Raw genomic sequence first — 19,278 nt, 5'->3', positions numbered from 1 at the left:
GCGGCCCGGCCGCAAGTGCCGTTCCGCGATGGCCGGGGCGTCAGGCGCGCGGGCGACGGATGAACGCCAGGATGCCCAGGCCGAAGGCCAGGACCGCGAATGAAGCTGGCTCGGGCACGGCGGCGATATCCCAGCCGATGACATCCATCGCCTTGAGGTCCAACGGCGTGATGGGCTGGACGTTGCCGGGCGACAGCGCCGGGGCCATCAGGGCGGGCGTGCCGTCGGCCCAATGGCTGGTCTGATAGGTGATGCCGTCCGAAAAGGGGGCGAGGTCGGTGACGCCGCCGTCGATCGAGAAGAAGGCCGGGCCGGTCGCCAGGCTGCGTGTCGTGCCCTGGAAGCGGAACAGGTCGAGGGTCGTGTCCTCGACGAACGCCCCGGCATTCGAGATGAAGCCGAGGGCGTGGCCGATCTCGTGCCCGGCGACGCCGAGGAAGTCGAACGCGCCCGGGTTGACGCCGCCATCGGGGTTGCGGCTGTACTGGTAGGTGATGGCGGCGTTCGAGGTGAACTCGATAGTGGCGTCGATGGCCACCGTGGGTGTGGTGAAGCCGAGCGCACGGGCATTGGCCGACGTCAGGTGGATGGTGTCGCCGGGCACGGAAGCGGGAAGGTTGGCGACGGCGGTGGCGTCGGCGGCGCTGGTGGCGTCGAGCGCCATCAGGGTGCGGAATGCGCTGTAAGACGCGTAGACCTCGGTCGGCGTGGCCCCGCCGAGGATGATGCCGCCGGGCACGGTGCCGAGGTCGCGGAAGCCGATGCTGATGTTCACCGTGACCGGGTCGGTCAGCACGTTCTCCCAGGCCTGGGCCGCCGTGCCGAACGCGGTGAGCTGCGCCGGCAACAACGTGTCCCCGGCGATCTGAGTGAAATTGATGACCAGAGCCTGCGACGGCTGGGGCAGCGCGGTGACCGCGACGAGCGCGAGCAGCGGAAGGCGGGCCTTCATCTCGGTCTCCGGTACCCGGCGGTCCCGCGGTCCCGGCGGAGTGCCAGGGCCCGATTCGATTTCGTTCCGCCAACCAGCGCTCCCGCTATCATACACGGAAATGTTAAGGAAGCAGACGAATCGTCTCTTTTTGCGCGAACAGGCTCAATCGCCCGCTCCGACGGATGGCCGGAGCGGGCAGCGTCAGCTTCGGTAGCTGCCGTTGATGTCGATGTAGCCGTGCGTCAGGTCGCAGGTCCACGCGGTGGCCTTGCCGCGCCCCAGGCCGAGATCGACGGCGATTTCGATCTCGCTCCCTTTCATGTGCGCCACCACCGGCGCCTCGTCGTAGCCGGGCACCACGCCGCCGTCGCGCGCCATCCAGGTGCCGCCGATGCCGACCGAGATGCTGTCGCGGTCGGCGGGCTCGCCGGCCTTGCCCACGGCCATGACGATGCGGCCCCAGTTGGCGTCCTCGCCGGCGATGGCGGTCTTGACCAGCGGGGAATTGGCGATGGCCATGGCCACCCGCTTGGCCGACTTGCCGGAGACGGCGCCGGTGACGTCGATGCGCACCAGCTTCTGCGCCCCCTCACCGTCGCGGATCACCTGCAGCGCCAGGTCCAGCAGCAGGTCGTTCAACTGGCGGGCGAAGTCGGCCAGCATGCGGCCGCCCTCGGCCGGCACCCGCGGGTGCTTCGCCTGGCCGGTGGCGAACAGCAGCACGGTGTCGGAGGTCGAGGTGTCGCTGTCCACGGTGGTGCAGTTGAAGCTGCCGTCGGTGCCCTTGCGCAGCATCGCCTGCAGCGCCGCGGCGGGGATCTTGGCGTCGGTGAACACGAAGCACAGCATCGTCGCCATGTCCGGGGCGATCATGCCGCTGCCCTTGGCGATGCCGGTGATGCGCACCGTCGCGTCGCCGATCAGCGCAGTGCGGGTGGCCGCCTTCGGGAAGGTGTCGGTGGTCATGATGCCGCGGGCGGCGTCCTCCCACGCATCCTCGGACAGGCGCGCGTGCAGGGCGGGCAGCGCGGCGGTCAGGCGTTCATGCGGCAGCACCTCGCCGATTACGCCCGTCGAGGCCAGATAGACCTGCTTCTGCGGGCAGCCGACCAGGTCGGATGCGGCGGCCGCGGTGGCCTTGGCGGCGTTGGCGCCGGCGCGGCCGGTGAACACGTTGGCGTTGCCGGCGTTGACCACCAGCGCCCGCGCCTTGCCGGACGGCAGGGCCGCGCGGCACCAGTCCACCGGCGCGCCCGGGCACTTGTTGGAGGTGAACACGCCGGCCACGGTGGTGCCCGCCGCCAGTTCGACCATCACCACGTCGGTTCGCCCCTTGTAGCGGATCCCCGCCTCGGCGGCGCCCAGGCGAACGCCGGCGATCGGCGGCAGCTCAGGCAGGGGAACGGCAAGGGGGGAGACGGCGAGCGCCATGGTGCGAGTCCTTGTTGGCGTTTCTTGGCAGGCGGAGGGCCAGGGGCTTCACCCCGGCCCTCGAACGGTCACGGCTTGGCGGGGGCGGGCGGGGGTTCGGCGGCATCGGTGGGACGGGTCGGGGTGCCGTCGGGGTTGAAGCGCTCCACCTTCACGCCGGCGCGAGCCTCGGCCAGCACCTTCTGCACGCCTTCCTGGATCAGCTTCTGGCGCAGTTCGTCATGCGACTGCTCGAAGGACGGGGCCGGCGCGGCGCGGCGTTCCTCGACCTTGATGACGTGCCAGCCATACTGCGTCTTCACCGGCTTGTCGGAGATCTGGCCGGGCTTCAGGGCGAAGGCGGCGGTGGCGAACTCGGGCAGCATGTCGCCCTTCTTGAAGAAGCCGAGGTCGCCGCCCTGGGCCGCGCCGGGGTCGGTGCTGCGGGCCTTGGCGATGGCCGCGAAGTCGCCGCCCTTCTTCAGGTCGGCGATGATCTTCACCGCATCGGCCTCGTTGGCCACCAGGATGTGGCGGGCGTGCACTTCCTCCTCGCCGGCCTTGCCGGCGACGTCCTTGTCGTACAGCGCCCGGATGGCCGGCTCGCTGATCATCGGCCCGACGTCGCGGGCGATCAGCGCGTTCTGCAGCGCCTGCTCCTGGGCGTTGACGATCTGCCGCTGCACCGCGGGGTCCTGGTCGAGGCCCTGCTTGCGGGCCAGTGCGACGACGGCCTTGCGGTCGATCGCCTGGTCCAGCAGCAGCGGGAACAGCATGTTCTGCGGCATGCTGCGGTATTCCTCGGGCAGGCCCCGCACCGCCTCGGAGATGTCGCTGAGGTGGATTTCCTGGTCGCCCACCTTTGCCACGACCGGGTCGGCCGGAGCCGGCGCCGGAGCCGCCGCGGCTGGCACGGGCGCCGGGGCCGGTGCTGCGGCTGGCGCCGGGGCCGGGGCCTGGGCCCGTGCCGGGGCGCCGGAGAGGGCCGCCATGGCGACGAATGTCGCCGCGAAGGCGCTTGCAACAGGGGCAGTCGGGCGCATCGGCCGCATCTGGGGTCCTTCCAAAGGGGGCGGGATCATGGCCGAAGCGGGATTGCCCCACAAGGCGACCATCCGATCCCGGCAATGCCGTTTGCCGCACAGCCGTCGTTGACCCGGGGCGGCCCGGGTCCTATCTGACAGGCTTCGACCAGAGTGGCCCCACGCGGGTTCCAGGGAAGGCGCCGCTCGCGCGGCGGTCGCCGCCACCTGCCCTGCCGGAGCCGCCGCGGCCTGTCCCGGAAGGCTTACCATGTTCGCCAGCATTGCCCGCGCCATTTTCGGCACCAGCAACGACCGCTCGCTCAAGGCGTATCAGCGCCGGGTGCCGCAGATCAATGCGCTGGAGCCTGCCATGCAGGCGCTCTCCGACGAAGCGCTGCGGGCCAAGACCGACGAATTCAAGCAGCGGCTGGCCGGCGGCGCCACGCTGGACGATCTCCTGCCGGAAGCCTTCGCGGTGGTGCGCGAGGCGTCCCGCCGCAGTCAGGGCCTGCGCCATTTCGACGTGCAGCTCATCGGCGGCATGGTGCTGCATGACGGCAAGATCGCGGAGATGAAAACCGGCGAAGGCAAGACGCTGGTCGCCACCCTGCCGGTCTACCTCAACGCGCTGACCGGCAAGGGCGTTCACGTCGTCACCGTGAACGACTACCTGGCCCGCCGCGACGCCGAGTGGATGGGGCAGATCTACGGCTTCCTGGGCCTGACCACCGGGGTGATCGTGCACGGCCTGACCGAATGGGAGCGGCGCGAGGCCTATGCCGCCGACATCACCTACGGCACCAACAACGAGTTCGGCTTCGATTACCTGCGCGACAACATGAAGTACCGCCTGGAAGACATGGTCCAGCGCGACTTCGCCTATGCCATCGTCGACGAGGTCGACAGCATCCTGATCGACGAGGCGCGCACGCCGCTGATCATCTCCGGCCCGGCCGAGGACTCGTCGGATTTGTACCGCACCGTGAACGTGGTGGTGGCCGAGCTGGTCAAGGACCCCGACACCTACGAGAAGGACGAGAAGTTCCGCACCGTCACGCTGACCGAGGACGGCACGCGGCGCGTCGAGGACATGCTGCAAGAGGCCGGCATCATCGCCGAGGGCAACCTCTACGACATCTTCAACGTCTCGGTCGTGCACCACGTGCAGCAGTCGCTGCGCGCCAACACCCTGTTCGCCCGCGACGTGGACTACATCGTGCGCGACGACAAGGTGGTGATCATCGACGAGTTCACCGGCCGCATGATGGAAGGCCGGCGCTATTCCGAGGGCCTGCACCAGGCGCTGGAGGCGAAGGAATTCGTCACCGTCCAGCCCGAGAACCAGACCCTGGCCTCGATCACCTTCCAGAACTATTTCCGGCTGTATCCGAAGCTCTCGGGCATGACCGGCACGGCGATGACCGAGGCCGACGAGTTCGCCGAGATCTACAAGCTGGAAGTGGTGGAGATCCCGACCAACGTTCCGGTGATCCGTAAGGACGAGGACGACGAGGTCTATCGCAGCGCCGGCGAGAAATACGAGGCGATCGCGAAGCTGATCGCGGATGCGCGCGAGCGTGGCCAGCCGGTGCTGGTGGGCACGACCAGCATCGAGAAAAGCGAGACGCTAAGCGGGATCCTGAAGAAGAAGAAGGTGCCGCACGCGGTGCTGAACGCGCGCTTCCACGAGCAGGAAGCGGTGATCGTAAGCCAGGCCGGCGCGCCCGGCGCCATCACCATCGCCACCAACATGGCCGGCCGCGGCACCGACATCAAGCTCGGCGGCAACATCGACATGCGGCTGAAGCTGGAGCTGGCGGACATCGAGGATGCCGAGGCGCGCGCGGCCAGGGAGGCCGAGATCCGCGCCGAGGTCGACCGCAACCACGATCTCGTCCAGGCGGCCGGCGGCCTGTACGTGATCGGCACCGAACGCCACGAGAGCCGGCGCATCGACAACCAGCTGCGCGGCCGCTCCGGCCGCCAGGGCGACCCGGGCGGATCGCGCTTCTTCCTGTCGCTGGAAGACGACCTGATGCGCATCTTCGGCTCCGACCGCATGGGCGGCATGCTCACGCGCCTGGGGCTGAAGGATGGCGAGGCGATCGTCCATCCCTGGATCAACAAGGCGCTGGAGAAGGCGCAGAAGAAGGTCGAGGCGCGCAACTTCGACACCCGCAAGAACGTGCTGAAATACGACGACGTCATGAATGACCAGCGGCGCGAGGTTTATGCGCAGCGCCGCGAGTTCATGAAGGCGACCGAGGTGTCGGCGATCGTGGCCGACATGCGCGCCGAGGTGATCGAGGGAATGGTGTCCCGCCGCATCCCGGTGAAAGCGTTCGCCGAGCAGTGGGAATCCGCCGAGCTGGCCGAGGACGTGCGCCGGGTGCTCAACCTCGACCTGCCCATCGTCGAATGGGCGCGCGAGGAGGGCATCGACGAGTCCGGCATCCGCGAGCGCGTCGAGCGCGCGACGGACATGTTCATGGCGGCGAAGGCGGCCAATTTCGGCCCCGAGCTGATGCGCTTCGTCGAGAAGAGCCTGCTGCTGCAGATCCTCGACCAGGTGTGGAAGGAGCATCTGCTGGCCCTGGACCATCTGCGCCAGGGCATCGTGCTGCGCGCCTACGGCCAGCGCGATCCGCTGAACGAGTACAAGAGCGAGGCCTTCGCGCTGTTCAACGCCATGCTGGACGAGCTGAAGGAGCGGGTGACGATGATGCTCGCCCGCGCCGAGATTGGCCCGGACGCACCGCCGGCCGCCGACTTCCAGCCGCATGGCCCGGCCGCGGAGCAGATGATCGAAAGCCACCCCGATCCCGCGATGGCCACCTCCGGCGCCGAGCCCGCCTACGAAATGGCGGGTGGAGCCGAACCGGTGCGGCTGGCGCCGGCGCCGCTGCGCAGCGACGCCGTGGACCCGAACAACCCCGCCACCTGGCGCAACAGTCCGCGCAACGCCCCCTGCCCGTGCGGTTCCGGCAAGAAGTTCAAGCACTGCCACGGCCGCAACATGTAGCGGCCGGAAGCGGCCGCCCCGGGCGGCGGCAGATCGGCGGTTGACAGCCGGGCCCTGCCACTGGACCCTGCACGCACACACGCGCCCGGCAACAATGTTTCAAGGCCGGCTCTGGGAGGATGCGATGTCAGCGACCGCAATGCCAGCCGCAGGCAGCCCCACCGCACGGACGCCGCTGGCCGGGCCCGCGGCCTGGTACGGCGCCGAGCTCGACCGCTCCGGCGCCTGGATCCGCACGCTCGACGACGCGCAGCGGCGCGAGATCGACGCGGCGCTGGCGCATGTGAAGCGGCAGGGCTTTTCCCCGCTCGGCTTCGGCCGCGCGGATTTCCCGCTGCACAGCACCGCCGACCTGCTGGCCGCGATCGCCGCCGAGCTGGAGGACGGGCGCGGCATGGTCCGCCTGCGCGGCGTGCCGGTGGACCGCTACAGCGAGGACGACCTGCGGACGATCTTCTGGGGCCTCGGCCGGCATCTCGGCACCGCGGTCTACCAGAACGCAACCGGCGAGATCATGGGCGAGGTGCGCGACGAGACGCGGCTGGCGCAGCAGAGCTTCACCCCGGTCGAGGCGGGCAAGGTCGCCTCCTCGCGCGCGCGGTCACGCTCCACCGGGCCGCTGCGCTGGCACACCGACCGCTGCGACGTCATCGCGCTGATGTGCGTCAGCAATGCCCAGGCGGGTGGCGTCAGCAAGCTCGCGAGCATCGTGACCATCTACAACGAGATCCTGCGCCGCCGGCCTGACCTGCTGGAACTGCTGTGCCAGGACTACTGGCGCGCCCGCCCGGCCGACGAGGACGGCCTGTCGCCCGACAAGGTCTTCGCCATGCCCGTGTTCGGCCTGCGCGACGGCCGGATCACCAGCCAGTACTCCCGCACCTATGTCGAGCAGGCGCAGGAAGTGGCCGGGGTGCCGCGGCTGACGGCCGCCCAGAACGAGGCGCTCGACATGCTCGCGGCCGTTGCCGAGGAAGTCTGCCTGCATTCGCCGTTCGTGCCCGGCGACATCCAGTTGCTCAACAACCATGTCGTCTATCACGGGCGAACGGCGTACGAAGACAACACCACCACGCACCAGGAACGGCTGTTGCTGCGGCTGTGGCTGGCTGTGCCGAACAGCCGGCGCCTGCCGGAAGGGTTCGAGACGCTGTGGGGCAGCGCCGCACCCGGCGCGTTGCGTGGCGGCGTGGTGCAGCCGGGCACCGGATCGCGGGTGCCGGTGGAGACAGCTTCTGCCTAGAGCGTGATCGCCCCAGGTGGAATCACACGGAGGCGTGAATCACGCGATAAAACAAAGACCTAGAGCCTGATCGGAACGCCTATCGGTTCCGATCAGGCTCTAGGCCGCGGCTGCCTGAATTCAGGTAATCCGCCGGACAGGCATGCTCCAGGCCAGCAGCGCGCCGATGCCGGAGAAGCAGGCGATGGTGAGGAATGCCGCGCGGAAGGCGCCGGCGATTTCGGACTGGACCACGGCAATGCGCTCTGCCGACATGCCGGCCAGCGCCTTCGGCCCTTCCTCGACGATATGGCCGAACAGCCGCGCGGTCTCGAGGTCGTTCGCCGCCAGCACCGCGAACAGCACGGCGCCGGTCAGCGCGGTGCCCACCGCCGCCCCGATCGAGCGCGAGAACTGGACGGAGGCCGCCGCGGCGCCGAGCTGCTTCGGCCCGGCCAGCATCTGCACGGTGGTCTGCACCACCGGCATCGCCGTCCCGTTCGTCAGCGCGATCACCGCGAACAGCCAGGGCAGCTGGTATAGCGTCATTTGCGGCGCGAACAGGGCCAGCACCACCAGCGCGGCCGCCACCACCGGCAGGCCCAGCGAGGGGAACAGGGCCGTGCGCCCGGTTTTCGTGACCATCCGTCCGGTGAACAGCGAACCGAAGGCGATGAAGGCGGTCAGCGGCAGCATCAGCAGGCCGGTGTCGCCCGGGGTGGTGCTGCGCACCACCTGCAGATAGATTGGCAGGAAGGTGATCATCGACACCAGGCTGGCGCCGACGCAGGCGGCCATGGCGTCGGCGCGCCAGATCGTGGACTGGCGCAGCAGGGTGACCGGCAGCAGCGGGGTGGCGACCCGCCGCTCCTGGCGCAGCAGCAGCACCAGCGAGGCGCCGGCAATGGCCACCAGCAGTAGCATCATCGGCAATGCCCGCAGGTCGAAGCGCTGCACCTGCTCCAGCGCCAGCAGGGTCGGGGCGATGAACAGTGTGAACAGCACCAGGCCGACGAAGTCGAAATGCATCCGCCCGGCGGTCGCGGTCCGGCGCGGCAGACGGAATGCCATGGCGATCGCCGCGAACCCGACCGGCACGTTGACCAGGAATACCGACTCCCAGCCGAAATGCTGGGTCAGCCATCCTCCGGCCACCGGGCCGAAGGTCGAGGAGCACACGAACACCGAGGCGAGATAGCCCTGGTAGCGGCCGCGCTCGCGGGGCGGCACCGCCTCGCCCACCAGCGCCTGGGACAATGTCATGAGCCCGCCGCCGCCCAGGCCCTGCAGCACCCGCGCGAAGGTCAGCATGGCAATGCTGGAGGCGATGGCGCACAGCACCGAGGCGACAATGAAAATGGCCAGCGCCACGAACAGCAGGCGCCTGCGGCCGAGGATATCGCCGAGGCGGCCATAGACCGGAGCGGCGATGGTCGTCGCCACCAGATAGGACACGACCACCCAGGATATCCGCTCCACGTCGCCCAGCGCGCCGGCCATCGCCGGCAGGGCGGTGGCGACGATGGTCTGGTCGATCGCCGCCAGGAACATCGGCAGCATGATCGAAGGGAAGACGGCGAAGAACAGCTGGCGCGACGACTGCTCGCCCGGCTCGGCCTCGATGGTGGTCTGGTTGGCGTACGGCATCGCGGCTCGGCTCCCCGCGCTCCGGACCACCCGGGCGGCTGGGGCTAATTAAGCCACATCCACGCGGCGGCGAGCAGCGTTGCCGCATTGACGGCATAGGTGGCAGCCATTCCTGGCGCGCGGGCGACGGGGGCCAGGACGTATCCCACCCAGAACGCCAGCCTGGCGGCCGCGAAGACCGGGCCGAGCGCCAGCGCCGCCGGCAACTGCGCGCCCGGCATGCCGGCGGCGAGGGCCAGCAGAGCCGGGACGAAGAGGCAGGTCTGCTCGACGGTGTTGCTGATCACGCGCTGGTTGACCAGCAGGAACCGCGTCTCCCGGCCCGCGGTCGGGTCCAGTACGCCGGCGGCGAAGCGGACGGCCATCTGCGCCGCGATCATGGTTGCCAGGACGAAGCTGCCGGGCAGCAGTGCCGCCGTGGCGGTGCCGAGGCGCACCGCCATGCTGGAGGCGGCGGCGTCGGGCGGAATCAGCGGCACGATCAGCTGCCAGACGAGGAAAGCCGCGACGGCGCCGCAACTTCCCAGCAGCAGCGACATGCCGCGCATCGTCAGGCCGCGCGGGGCGCTGGATCGGTGCGCGACGGCACTAGCTCAGCGCCTCGCGCCCCATCTCCAGGTATTTGTCGCGGCGCCGCGCCTTCAGCGTCACGGCGTCCAGCGCCAGGAGCGGTTGCAGCGCGGCCTGCACGGCGTCGCCCACGGCGCCGACCGCGGCCGCAGGGTCGCGATGCGCGCCGCCCAGCGGCTCGGCGATGACGGCGTCGATCAGCTTCAGGCGCCTGAGGTCCTCGGCGGTCAGCTTCAGCGCCTCGGCGGCAGCCGGGGCCTGGGCGGCGTCCTTCCACAGGATGGCGGCGCAGCCCTCGGGCGAAATCACGGAGTAGACCGCGTGCTCCAGCATCAGCACCGCGTCGCCGGCGGCCAGCGCGATGGCGCCGCCCGAGCCGCCTTCGCCGATAATGGTGGCGATCAGCGGCACCGGCGCCTCCAGGCACGCCTCGATCGAGCGGGCGATGGCCTCGGCCTGGCCGCGCGCCTCGGCGTCGATGCCCGGGAACGCGCCGGACGTGTCCACGAAGGTCAGCACCGGAAGGCCGAACCGGCCAGCCAACTCGATCAGGCGGCGGGCCTTGCGGTAGCCCTCCGGGCGGGCCATGCCGAAATTATGGGCGACCCGGCTTTCGGTGTCCGAGCCCTTCTCGGTGCCCAGCACCACGACCGACCGGCCACGGAACCGGCCGAGCCCGCCCACCACGGCCGCGTCGTCGGCAAAGGCGCGGTCGCCGGCCAGCGGCGTGTATTCGGTGATCAGGCCCGCCAGGTAGTCCTTGGCCTTCGGACGATCGGGATGGCGGGCCACTTGCGTCTTCTGCCATGCCGACAGCCTGGCATAGGTCGAGCGGAGCTGGCGGTCCGCCTTCTCGGTCAGGCGGACCACCTCCTCGGCGATGTTGATGCCGTCGGCCTCCGACATCTTGCGGAGCTCTTCGACCTTGCCCTCGAGTTCGGCGATCGGCTTTTCGAAGTCCAGGAAATGACGCATGCGCGCGGCTTTAGCACCTGTGGGGCGGCCGGTCAGCCCCGTTGCTCTGTCGCAAGCGGATGGTGGGCCTGAACCAATCGTTGCAGCCGCTCGGCCAGGACATGCGTGTAGATCTGCGTGGTGGCGATGTCGGCATGGCCCAGCAGCAATTGCAGGCTGCGCAGATCGGCCCCATGCGCCAGCATGTGGCTGGCGAAGGAGTGCCGCAGGACGTGCGGGCTGACCCGCCCCGGATCGATCCCCGCCGCCAGCGCCACCTGCTTCAGCATCAGGGCGAAGCCCTGGCGGGTGATGGCATGCACGCCCCCCTTGCCGGAAAACAGCCATTTTCCGGGGGTCTTGCGGTCCGCGACCAGGGCGGCGGCGGCATCTTTCGCGGCGTCGGACAGCGGCACGATCCGCTCCTTGCCGCCCTTGCCGCGCACCATCAGAACCTGCGCGTCGCCAGCGAGCGCGGTGCGCGGCAGCGCCAGCAGTTCGGAGACGCGCAGGCCGGTGGCGTACAGGATCTCCAGCGCCGCCCGCATCAGCAGCGCCTGCGCCGGCGGGCGGGCGGCGGCCGCTGCCAGCAACGCATCGACTTCCTGCTCGGTCAGGTATGCCGGCAGCGCCCGCGGCAAGCGGGGCGAATCGAGAAGCTGCGTCGGGTCGTCCTGGCGCACACCCTCGCGCACCAGGAAGCGGTGGAACTGGCGCAAGGCGGACAGCTTGCGCGCGGCCGTGCGCGCCGCGAATCCGGCATCCGTCAGGCTGGCGAGATAGGCCCGCAGCACCGGGGCGTCGGCGCCCGGCACGGCGTGGCCGCGCGCGGCCAGGAAGGCGGCGAAATCGGCCAGATCCGATTCGTAGGCCATGAGCGTGTTGCGCGCGGCGCCCCGCTCGGCCGCCAGCATCTCCAGGAACGCCTCGACATGGCGATCCATGTGACGCCCCGCCCCGTCAACGCGGCTGGAAGCGTTCGTTCGGCAGCACCTTCTGCACCGGCTGGGTGCGCGGTTCCGGCGGGAACGTCCCCAACGCCAGGAACCCGACCCCGAGCAGGATCAGTCCGAGCAGCACGACGAGCAGGAAATTGCGGCGCATCGAATCTCCATATCGCAACCAGTTGGGCACGGCTTGGCCCTGGCGTCCGGGCGTGTGCTACCGTCCGCCACCATGACACGCAACACCGCACTGAAGGAAAGCTTCACCCTGCCCGAGCAGTTGACTGGCCGCAGCATCGTGCTGGTCGGGCTGATGGGCGCGGGGAAGACCTCGATCGGCCGCCGCCTGGCCGCACGCCTGGGCATGCCGTTTCGCGACGCCGACACCGAGATCGAGCTGGCCGCCGGCTGCACGGTGCCCGAGCTGTTCGAACGCTTCGGCGAGAAGGAGTTCCGCGACGGCGAGCGCCGGGTGATCCGGCGCCTGCTGGCCGGCGAGCCGCTGGTGCTGGCCACCGGCGGCGGCGCCTATATGGACCCGGAAACCCGGGCCTCCATCCGCCGGGAGGGCGTCTGCATCTGGCTGCGCGCGTCGCTGCCCACGCTGCTGCGGCGGGTGGCCGGACGCGTCCATCGCCCGTTGCTCAACAGCGGCGAGCCGGCCGACGTGCTGCAACGGCTGATGCAGGCCCGCCATCCCGTCTATGCCGAGGCCGACCTCATCGTCGATTGCGGCGACGAGAGCCCTGACACAACCACCGGCCATGTGCTGGACGCGCTGACGGCGTGGCAGCCCTCGCGCCGGCTGTCGCTGTCGCTGTCCGGCGGCAGCTACGACGTGGTGGTGGGCGAGAACCTGCTGGCCCGCGCCGGCGCCCTGCTGGCCCCGGTGCTGCCGCAGAAGCGCGCCGTGGTGGTCACCGATGACCATGTCGGCCCGCTGCATCTGCAAACGCTGCTGGCTGGGCTGGCGCAGACCGCGATCGCCGCACAGCACATCACCGTCCCGGCGGGGGAGACATCGAAGAACCTCGATACCTACGCCCGGGTCGTGGACGGGCTGCTGGATGCCGGGGTGGAGCGGCGCACCGCCGTGATCGCGCTCGGCGGCGGCGTGGTCGGCGACCTCGCGGGGTTTGCCGCCGCAACCACGCTGCGCGGCCTGCCCTTCGTGCAGGTGCCCACCACGCTGCTGGCCCAGGTGGACAGCTCGGTCGGCGGCAAGACCGGCATCAACACGCGCCACGGCAAGAACCTGCTGGGCGCGTTCCACCAGCCGCGCATGGTGCTGGCCGACACCGCCGCCCTCGCGACCCTGCCGATGCGCGAGCTGGGCGCGGGCTATGCCGAAATCGCCAAGGCCGGGCTGATCGGCGACGCCGCCTTCTTCGAGTGGTGCGAGGCCAACGGCGCCGCCGTGATCGGCGGCGAGCGCGACGCCCAGGCCGAGGCGGTGCTGCGCGCCTGCGCCTTCAAGGCGCAGGTGGTGGGCAACGACGAGCGCGAGGAAAAGCCCAATGACGGCCGCGCGCTGCTCAATCTCGGCCACACCTTCGGCCACGCGCTGGAGGCCGAACTGGGCTACGGCACCATCCTGCATGGCGAGGCGGTGGCGACCGGGATCGGGCTCGCGTTCAAGCTGTCCGCCGCACTCGGCCTGTGCGCCCAGGCCGATGCCGACCGCGTGGTGGCGCACATGGCCGCGATGGGGCTGCCGGCGGAGCTGCCGATGCTCAACCGCCGCTTCTCCGCCGCGCGCCTGATCGGCCACATGCAGCGCGACAAGAAGATGCGCGACGGCAAGCTGACCTTCGTGCTGGCGCGCGGCATCGGCCGGGCCTTCACCAGGAACGATGTCCCACCGGAGGCAGTGACCGCGCTGCTGCGCGCGGAAGGCTGCGCGGCCTGACATGGGCAACGTGCAATTCCGCAGCTACGCGCCCGAAGATTTCGCGCCCGTGATCGCGTTGTGGCAGACATGCGGCCTGCATCCCAGCCGGTCCGACTCGGCTGAGCGGCTGCAGCACAAGCAGCAGCGCGACCCCGAGCTGTTCCTGGTCGCGGAGCAGGATGGACGCATCGTCGGCACGATCATGGGCAGCTATGACGGCCGGCGCGGCTGGATCAACAAGCTCGCCGTCGATGCCGGGCAGCGCGGCCAGGGCCTGGCGCGGGCCCTGATCGCCGAGGTGGAGCAGCGGCTGAAGGCGATCGGCTGCGACAAGGTGAACCTGCTGATCGAGGCCGACAACGCCGCGGTGGCCGGGTTCTACGCCCGGCTGGGCTATGCGAACGACGCGCTGATCTTCATGGAGAAGTGGCTTGCGTGACCGTCCGGCGTCGCGGCCGCAGATAGGGCCCCGCCCCCGCCACGGAAACGATCAGCGTGCGCGCACCGCCGAGCGCCACGGCCGCGCAGCCCGTCGTCCAGCGCCGGCCGGGCTCGGGCGGGTGCCAGCCTTCTCCCAGCGCCGGGCCCGCCAGGTCGAGCTCGCGCCGGCCTAGCGCCAGCCTCGTCACCGCCACGCCAAGCAAGCGCCGGTCGTCGTTGTCCGCCAGCCGCTCCGCCGGCACGAACACGCGCGAGACGAGCCAGCCGGCGTCGGTGCCGCCTGGCAGGGCGAAGCGGCAGGTCTGGCCATCGCAGGCCGCTCGCAGCAGGCGTCCGGGGATCTGCAGCCGCAAGTCCGGGTCGCCTGTCGTGGCGAAGCCCAGCGCGCTCTCGCGCGCCAGCAGCCGCTGCCTTGCCGCTGCCACGGCGGGGCCCTGCACCACCACCCCCTCCCAGGATTCGGCGTCCGAGGCCCGGCGCGTGAATGCCGGATGCAGTTGCAAGGGCTCGCCGCCGTTCTCGAAGGCGCCGCGATTGCCGACATCGAGGTAGCTCTCGGTGGGCAACCCTTCCGCCAGGATCACGTCGTGGTGAGGCAGTTCCACGTGGTAATACGTGATCGTGTCCGCCGCCTCCTGCACCACGGTGGACCCGTTGAGGAGGCAGCGGACCGGGATCAGGACGCCCGGTCCGCCGGTGGCATCGGCCATGTACACGCCGTGATTCGGCGACAGCACCAGGTCGCGTACCGGCTGGCCCCGGGCAAAGGCACCGGCCCGGATGCGGATCGGCCACACCTCCCGGGGCAGCGGATGACGGCGGCAATCGACACGGCGATACCCCAGCCACAGCACGATCCGGGTGCCACCGAAGGCCGACAGCACACTGTCCCCCGGCCGCAGCGACTCGACCGGCACGGTGCCACGCGGGGTCGCAATGCCGGTGCCCCTGGCGAAACAGGCCGGAGGGAGCAACGCCGGTCCGCCGCCGTCGCGGTCGCGTGCGCCGGCGACGGGGTGGACATTCGTCATCGGCTTGCGGTTGCTCCCGATACCCGGGCGGCTGGGGATTGCGGCTTCATGCGACAGCGGAATGGGCGGCACGGGAAGAGCGTGCGGAAGCTCCGGTGCGCCGGCCCCGCGGTGTCAATGCACCGGTCCATCGAGGCCAAGCCGCACAGACGACGCCGCAACAGGTTTCATGGATACGCACCCAGGCCAGAGGGTCCTATCTGCAACATAGTTGTATTGCAAAATCCGAACATCCGTCGTTACGAAAAAGATTCGTTGCACATTCCGCAATCCTCTCTCGTCATAGGCGCGGGCGCCCGGGCGAGTAGTCGCGTCCGGTGGGACGCTCTTGAAATCCCTGCCGAACTGACCTTCAGCAAATCCAATCGGCCACCACCCGTCAACGCACCGGCCGCGCGTCTGCAGCCGGCTCCAGCCGTGACACCGCTGATTGGCGTTGACATAACTTTCTCGTGATGATCGGCGGCCTGAGCTTCCATAGCCCCGATGGCTGACGCGTGGGTCGCGAGGACCATTCCGACCTGCTTGTGCCGGATGCGCGCAAGGCCGGCCCGACCCGTATTCAGGCATCCCCCCGCAACGCGTCGGCGAGGCTGATCCTGGCGGAGCCGCGCTTCAGCGGCTGCGGTTGCGTGGGCGCGGGGGCCCAGCCCGTCAACATGGCCAGCCGCAGCGTGGCCGGGATGCGGCCATCGGTCTGCGGCAGGGCGGCGAGGGCGGCCGGGAACAACGCGCGCGGGGGAATGCGGCGGTTACGCAGCGCCACCGCGTTGGTCTCGCCGGCGGCACGCAGGTCGCGCAGCAGCGCCAGCGGGTCGGCGTAGAGCAGCCGGATATCCTCGGCGTCGGCCACCGGCAGGGCGAAGCCGGCGCGCTGCAGCAGCCCCGCGCAGTCGCGCAGGTCGGGGAACGGCGACACCCGCGGCGAGGCGCCGCCGGTTATCTCCGCCTCGGCCGCGGTCAGCGCGCGGCGCAGCTCGGCCAGCGTGCCCAGCGCCGGCAGGCTGGCCAGCAGCACACCGTCCGGCTTCAGCGCCATGCGGAGCTGGATCAGCGTCCCCGGCAGGTCGTTGACCCAGTGCAGCGACAGGCTCGCCACCACCAGGTCGAAGCTGCCCGGCGCGAACGGCAGGAACTCCTCGTCGGCGGCCACCGCCGGCGCACCCGCCCGGGCCGCCATGGCCGGCGAGAGGTCGCAGCATATGGTTTCGATTCCCCGCGCCCGCAGCATCGGCGCCACTACGCCCCGCCCGCCCACGTCCAGCGCGCGGGTGAAGCGGCGCGAGATGTCGTCCAGGCGGTCCAGCAGCCGCTCCGCGGCATCGTGCAGGATGTCCGCCACATCCTGCACGCTGGCGGCGGCGCGATCGCGATGCCGGCGGACGGCGCGGCGGTCGAAGACGGTCATGTCGGCGTTCATGCAATTTATGTGTTCATTGCACGTGTTGCTGCCAAGGCCGTCTCCTGCCTAGTCTCCGCCGGACACAAGGGAGGCTTGTCATGAACGCGTCCGACATATCCGCTGCCCGCACCGCTGCCGTGGCCGCCACGATCGAGCGCATCCGCGCCATCGAGCGGGCCCAGGGCATCACCCGTGCTGCACTGGACGCGATCAAGGCCGAGATGCTGGCGCTCGCGGCGCAGGAGCAGCTGTTCCCCTCCACGGAGTTTCCGCCACCCCCGAACGGCGACAAAGGGGCCCGCCGCTATCTGCTGCAGGAAGACGCGGACAACCGCTTCGCCCTCTACATGAACGCGCTGAACCCCGGCAACGAGACCAAGCCGCACGACCACACCACCTGGGCGGTGGTCGTGGCCGTGGACGGGCAGGAACTCAACAAGGTCTATCGCCCCGAGCCCGGCCGGCTGGAGATCGACCACGAGGTGATGGTGGAGCCCGGACGCGGAATCGCGCTGATGCCCGAGGACATCCACTCCATCCACACCACCGGCACGGTGCCGACGCGCCACCTGCACATGTACGGGCTGGCGCTGGAAAAGCTCGACAACCGCATGGCCTATGACATGGCGACCGGCGCGGCCATTCCCTACAACGTCAACTTCATGCAGCCCTCGGCGACCCCGCGCACATGAAGCGCATCGACGCGCCGACGCTGCGCGGCTGGGTCCTCGACGGCCACGAGCTGGCCATCCTGGACGCACGGGAGGAAGGCGAGTTCGGCGCCTCCCATCTGTTCTGGGCCGTGCCCTGCCCGCTGTCGCGCCGGGAGCTGCGCGCCCGCACGCTGCTGCCGTGCCTGGCCACGCGCGTGGTGTGCGTCGATGACGGGCGCGGCCTGGCCGAGCGGCTGGCGGACTACCTGGAAGGCATCGGCTGCACCGACGTCTCGGTGCTCGATGGCGGCACCAGGGCCTGGGAAGCCGCCGGCTATGTGCTGTTCAGCGGCGTCAACGTGCCCAGCAAGGCGTTCGGCGAGTGGGTCGAGCACCATTACGGCACGGAAAGCGTCGACGCGCCGGTGCTGAAGGAATGGCTGGACAGCGGCCGCGACATGGTGGTGCTGGACAGCCGCACACTGGAGGAATTCCGGCGCATGTCCATCCCGTCGGGCATCAGCGTGCCCGGCGGCGAGCTGGCCTATCGCATCGCCGACCTGGTGCCGAACCCGGACACGCTGGTGGTGGTGAACTGCGCCGGACGCACCCGCTCGATCATGGGGGCGGAGAGCCTGCGCCAGGCCGGAATTCCCAACAAGGTCGTGGCCCTGCGCAACGGCACGATGGGCTGGGAACTGTCTGGCCTGACCTGCGCGCGTGGCGGCACCGCGGTGTTCCCGCCGGGCACGCCGAAGACCGTCGCGCTGGCGCTGGAGCGGGCGCGGAAATTCGCCGATGCTTCTGGCGTGGGCGTGATCGGCCCGGCCGAGCTGGCCGCCTTCGCCGGCGACCCCGGCCGCACGCTGTATGTGCTGGATGTCCGCGACCCCGCCGAATTCGCCGCCGGCCACCTCGCCGGCAGCATCTCGGCCCCTGGCGGGCAACTCGTGCAGGCGACCGACCAGTGGGTGGGCATGCGCGGCGCCCGCATCGCGCTGATCGACGACCACGGGGTGCGCGCCCGCATGGCCGCCTCCTGGCTGCGGCAGATGGGCCATCGCGACGTGTTCGTGGTGGAAGGCGGCCTGCAGGCCGCTTCCCTGCCGTCCCGCCCGCCATTGCCATCCCCCCCGGTGGAGACGATCGACGCCGACACGCTCGCCGCCACGACCGACGCGGTGGTGGTGGACCTGGGCCGCAGTATCGATTTCCGCGACGGCCATATTCCCGGCGCGCATTGGGCAATCCGCACGCGGCTGGACACGCTGCGCCAGACACTGGCAGTGGCCAGGCTGGTGGTGCTGACCTCGCCGGACGGGACGCTCGCCCGGCTGGCGGCGGCCGAGGCCAAGGCGCTGACCCACGCCCCCGTGCGGGTGCTGGAAGGCGGCACGGCGGCCTGGGTCCGCGCGGCCCAGAGGCTGGAGAAGGACCGGACGAATCCGCCGGACGAAGCCTGCGTCGATTTCTACCTGCGCCCCTACGACCGCAACTCCGGGATCGAGCAGGCCATGCAGGCCTATCTGTCCTGGGAGATCGACCTGGTGCACGAGATCGTCCGCGACGGCACGGTGGCGTTCGGCGTCTGAGATGGCGGCGGGCAGCCTGCGGCAGATCGGGCGGCTGGCGCTCGACCTGCTGCTGCCGGCGCAGTGCCTGACCTGTGACGCGCCGGTCGATGCCCCTGGCCGGCTGTGCCCGGCGTGCTTCCGTGCGACGGGGTTCGTCACCGAGCCCTGCTGCGCGCGTTGCGGCGTGCCGTTCGCCCATGCCGGCCAGGGCGGCCCGGAGCGGCTGTGCCAGCGGTGTCGCGATGAGCCGCCGCCCTGGGACCGCGCCCGCGGCGCCCTGCGCTACGATGCCCAGTCGCGCCGGATCGTGCTGCCGTTCAAGCATGGCGACCGCACCGAGTTCGCGGCCGGGCTGGCGCAGATGATGGCGCGCGCCGGCGCCGCCTTGCTGCGCGACGCCGACCTGCTGGTGCCGGTGCCGCTGCATCGCGCCCGGCTGATCGCCCGCCGCTACAACCAGGCGGCCCTGCTGGCCCGGGCGCTGGCCCGCATCGCCGCCCGGCCCGTGCTCCCCGACGCACTGCGGCGCACCCGCGTTACCGTCCCGCCCGGCGATCT

At 70.4% G+C, this 19,278-nt stretch carries 17 protein-coding genes; 7 read left to right on the top strand and 10 right to left on the bottom strand.

Annotated elements, in window-relative coordinates; genetic code table 11:
• Window positions 1–40 precede the first annotated feature (40 nt).
• The 3 genes from OL599_RS15105 to OL599_RS15095 form a co-directional block, all read right to left on the bottom strand.
• Window positions 41–952, bottom strand: a complete 912-nt coding sequence (locus OL599_RS15105; RefSeq protein WP_264714637.1) for an NF038122 family metalloprotease — start codon at window positions 950–952, stop codon at window positions 41–43.
• Between the two features lie 183 nt (window positions 953–1,135).
• A complete protein-coding gene (argJ, locus tag OL599_RS15100) occupies window positions 1,136–2,365 on the bottom strand; it encodes a bifunctional glutamate N-acetyltransferase/amino-acid acetyltransferase ArgJ (protein ID WP_264714636.1) in 1,230 nt (409 codons plus the stop codon).
• A gap of 68 nt (window positions 2,366–2,433) precedes the next feature.
• Entirely contained in the window at window positions 2,434–3,387 is a 954-nt protein-coding gene (locus OL599_RS15095) for a peptidylprolyl isomerase (protein WP_264714634.1), read from the bottom strand.
• Between the two features lie 250 nt (window positions 3,388–3,637).
• Here OL599_RS15095 and secA point away from each other — a divergent pair, with 250 nt between their 5' ends.
• Together secA and OL599_RS15085 are read left to right on the top strand one after the other, a co-directional pair.
• A complete protein-coding gene (secA, locus tag OL599_RS15090) occupies window positions 3,638–6,391 on the top strand; it encodes a preprotein translocase subunit SecA (RefSeq protein WP_264714633.1) in 2,754 nt (917 codons plus the stop codon).
• Between the two features lie 124 nt (window positions 6,392–6,515).
• Window positions 6,516–7,634, top strand: coding sequence for a TauD/TfdA family dioxygenase (locus OL599_RS15085; protein ID WP_264714631.1), 1,119 nt, complete (start codon window positions 6,516–6,518; stop codon window positions 7,632–7,634).
• Window positions 7,635–7,754: 120 nt separating this feature from the next.
• Here the strand turns inward: OL599_RS15085 and OL599_RS15080 are convergent, their stop codons facing one another.
• Genes OL599_RS15080 through OL599_RS15060 form a run of 5 tightly spaced genes read right to left on the bottom strand, consistent with a single transcriptional unit; the run spans window position 7,755 to window position 11,888 of the window.
• Window positions 7,755–9,260 (bottom strand): MFS transporter, encoded by a 1,506-nt coding sequence (locus OL599_RS15080; RefSeq protein WP_264714630.1) that lies wholly within the window; start codon window positions 9,258–9,260, stop codon window positions 7,755–7,757.
• Between the two features lie 44 nt (window positions 9,261–9,304).
• Window positions 9,305–9,799 carry an MAPEG family protein gene (locus OL599_RS15075; RefSeq protein ID WP_264714629.1) on the bottom strand — a complete coding sequence of 165 codons (495 nt, stop codon included), beginning with the start codon at window positions 9,797–9,799 and terminating at the stop codon, window positions 9,305–9,307.
• A gap of 49 nt (window positions 9,800–9,848) precedes the next feature.
• Window positions 9,849–10,805, bottom strand: coding sequence for an acetyl-CoA carboxylase carboxyltransferase subunit alpha (locus tag OL599_RS15070; protein WP_264714628.1), 957 nt, complete (start codon window positions 10,803–10,805; stop codon window positions 9,849–9,851).
• Between the two features lie 32 nt (window positions 10,806–10,837).
• Entirely contained in the window at window positions 10,838–11,728 is an 891-nt protein-coding gene (locus tag OL599_RS15065) for a tyrosine recombinase (protein ID WP_264714627.1), read from the bottom strand.
• A gap of 16 nt (window positions 11,729–11,744) precedes the next feature.
• On the bottom strand, window positions 11,745–11,888 hold the full coding sequence (locus tag OL599_RS15060; RefSeq protein ID WP_264714626.1) for a hypothetical protein: 144 nt from the start codon (window positions 11,886–11,888) through the stop codon (window positions 11,745–11,747).
• Between the two features lie 72 nt (window positions 11,889–11,960).
• Between OL599_RS15060 and aroB the strand changes: the two genes are divergently transcribed.
• Window positions 11,961–13,637, top strand: a complete 1,677-nt coding sequence (gene aroB / locus OL599_RS15055; RefSeq protein ID WP_264714625.1) for a 3-dehydroquinate synthase — start codon at window positions 11,961–11,963, stop codon at window positions 13,635–13,637.
• A gap of 1 nt (window position 13,638) precedes the next feature.
• A complete protein-coding gene (locus OL599_RS15050) occupies window positions 13,639–14,058 on the top strand; it encodes a GNAT family acetyltransferase (RefSeq protein WP_264714624.1) in 420 nt (139 codons plus the stop codon).
• Here OL599_RS15050 and OL599_RS15045 read toward each other — a convergent pair.
• Complete coding sequence (locus OL599_RS15045; protein WP_264714623.1) at window positions 14,036–15,163, bottom strand: Hint domain-containing protein; 1,128 nt, start codon at window positions 15,161–15,163, stop codon at window positions 14,036–14,038. The genes OL599_RS15050 and OL599_RS15045 overlap by 23 nt on opposite strands.
• 490 nt (window positions 15,164–15,653) lie before the next feature.
• A complete protein-coding gene (locus tag OL599_RS15040) occupies window positions 15,654–16,511 on the bottom strand; it encodes a methyltransferase domain-containing protein (RefSeq protein ID WP_264714622.1) in 858 nt (285 codons plus the stop codon).
• Between the two features lie 80 nt (window positions 16,512–16,591).
• Here OL599_RS15040 and OL599_RS15035 point away from each other — a divergent pair, with 80 nt between their 5' ends.
• The 3 genes from OL599_RS15035 to OL599_RS15025 form a co-directional block, all read left to right on the top strand.
• A complete protein-coding gene (locus OL599_RS15035; protein WP_264714621.1) occupies window positions 16,592–17,185 on the top strand; it encodes a cysteine dioxygenase family protein in 594 nt (197 codons plus the stop codon).
• Window positions 17,182–18,738 (top strand): rhodanese-like domain-containing protein, encoded by a 1,557-nt coding sequence (locus OL599_RS15030; protein ID WP_264714620.1) that lies wholly within the window; start codon window positions 17,182–17,184, stop codon window positions 18,736–18,738. Before OL599_RS15035 ends, OL599_RS15030 begins: the two co-directional genes overlap by 4 nt.
• Before the next feature lies 1 nt (window position 18,739).
• Window positions 18,740–19,278 (top strand): double zinc ribbon domain-containing protein (locus OL599_RS15025; RefSeq protein WP_264714619.1); only part of this gene is annotated, 539 nt, incomplete at its 3' end.

It is taken from the genome of Limobrevibacterium gyesilva (genome assembly GCF_025989185.1).
GTDB lineage: Bacteria > Pseudomonadota > Alphaproteobacteria > Acetobacterales > Acetobacteraceae > Limobrevibacterium > Limobrevibacterium gyesilva.
Note: the sequence above shows the minus strand (reverse complement) of the source record. Positions and strands in the feature narration are given on the sequence as shown.

What these genes read in the sequence shown, in the direction of transcription:
- OL599_RS15105 (WP_264714637.1), bottom strand. Translation starts at nt 952, where the DNA reads ATGAAGGCCCGCCTTCCGCTGCTCGCGCTCGTCGCGGTCACCGCGCTG.
- argJ (WP_264714636.1), bottom strand. Translation starts at nt 2,365, where the DNA reads ATGGCGCTCGCCGTCTCCCCCCTTGCCGTTCCCCTGCCTGAGCTGCCG.
- OL599_RS15095 (WP_264714634.1), bottom strand. Translation starts at nt 3,387, where the DNA reads ATGCGCCCGACTGCCCCTGTTGCAAGCGCCTTCGCGGCGACATTCGTC.
- secA (WP_264714633.1), top strand. Translation starts at nt 3,638, where the DNA reads ATGTTCGCCAGCATTGCCCGCGCCATTTTCGGCACCAGCAACGACCGC.
- OL599_RS15085 (WP_264714631.1), top strand. Translation starts at nt 6,516, where the DNA reads ATGTCAGCGACCGCAATGCCAGCCGCAGGCAGCCCCACCGCACGGACG.
- OL599_RS15080 (WP_264714630.1), bottom strand. Translation starts at nt 9,260, where the DNA reads ATGCCGTACGCCAACCAGACCACCATCGAGGCCGAGCCGGGCGAGCAG.
- OL599_RS15075 (WP_264714629.1), bottom strand. Translation starts at nt 9,799, where the DNA reads ATGTCGCTGCTGCTGGGAAGTTGCGGCGCCGTCGCGGCTTTCCTCGTC.
- OL599_RS15070 (WP_264714628.1), bottom strand. Translation starts at nt 10,805, where the DNA reads ATGCGTCATTTCCTGGACTTCGAAAAGCCGATCGCCGAACTCGAGGGC.
- OL599_RS15065 (WP_264714627.1), bottom strand. Translation starts at nt 11,728, where the DNA reads ATGGATCGCCATGTCGAGGCGTTCCTGGAGATGCTGGCGGCCGAGCGG.
- OL599_RS15060 (WP_264714626.1), bottom strand. Translation starts at nt 11,888, where the DNA reads ATGCGCCGCAATTTCCTGCTCGTCGTGCTGCTCGGACTGATCCTGCTC.
- aroB (WP_264714625.1), top strand. Translation starts at nt 11,961, where the DNA reads ATGACACGCAACACCGCACTGAAGGAAAGCTTCACCCTGCCCGAGCAG.
- OL599_RS15050 (WP_264714624.1), top strand. Translation starts at nt 13,639, where the DNA reads ATGGGCAACGTGCAATTCCGCAGCTACGCGCCCGAAGATTTCGCGCCC.
- OL599_RS15040 (WP_264714622.1), bottom strand. Translation starts at nt 16,511, where the DNA reads ATGAACGCCGACATGACCGTCTTCGACCGCCGCGCCGTCCGCCGGCAT.
- OL599_RS15035 (WP_264714621.1), top strand. Translation starts at nt 16,592, where the DNA reads ATGAACGCGTCCGACATATCCGCTGCCCGCACCGCTGCCGTGGCCGCC.
- OL599_RS15030 (WP_264714620.1), top strand. Translation starts at nt 17,182, where the DNA reads ATGAAGCGCATCGACGCGCCGACGCTGCGCGGCTGGGTCCTCGACGGC.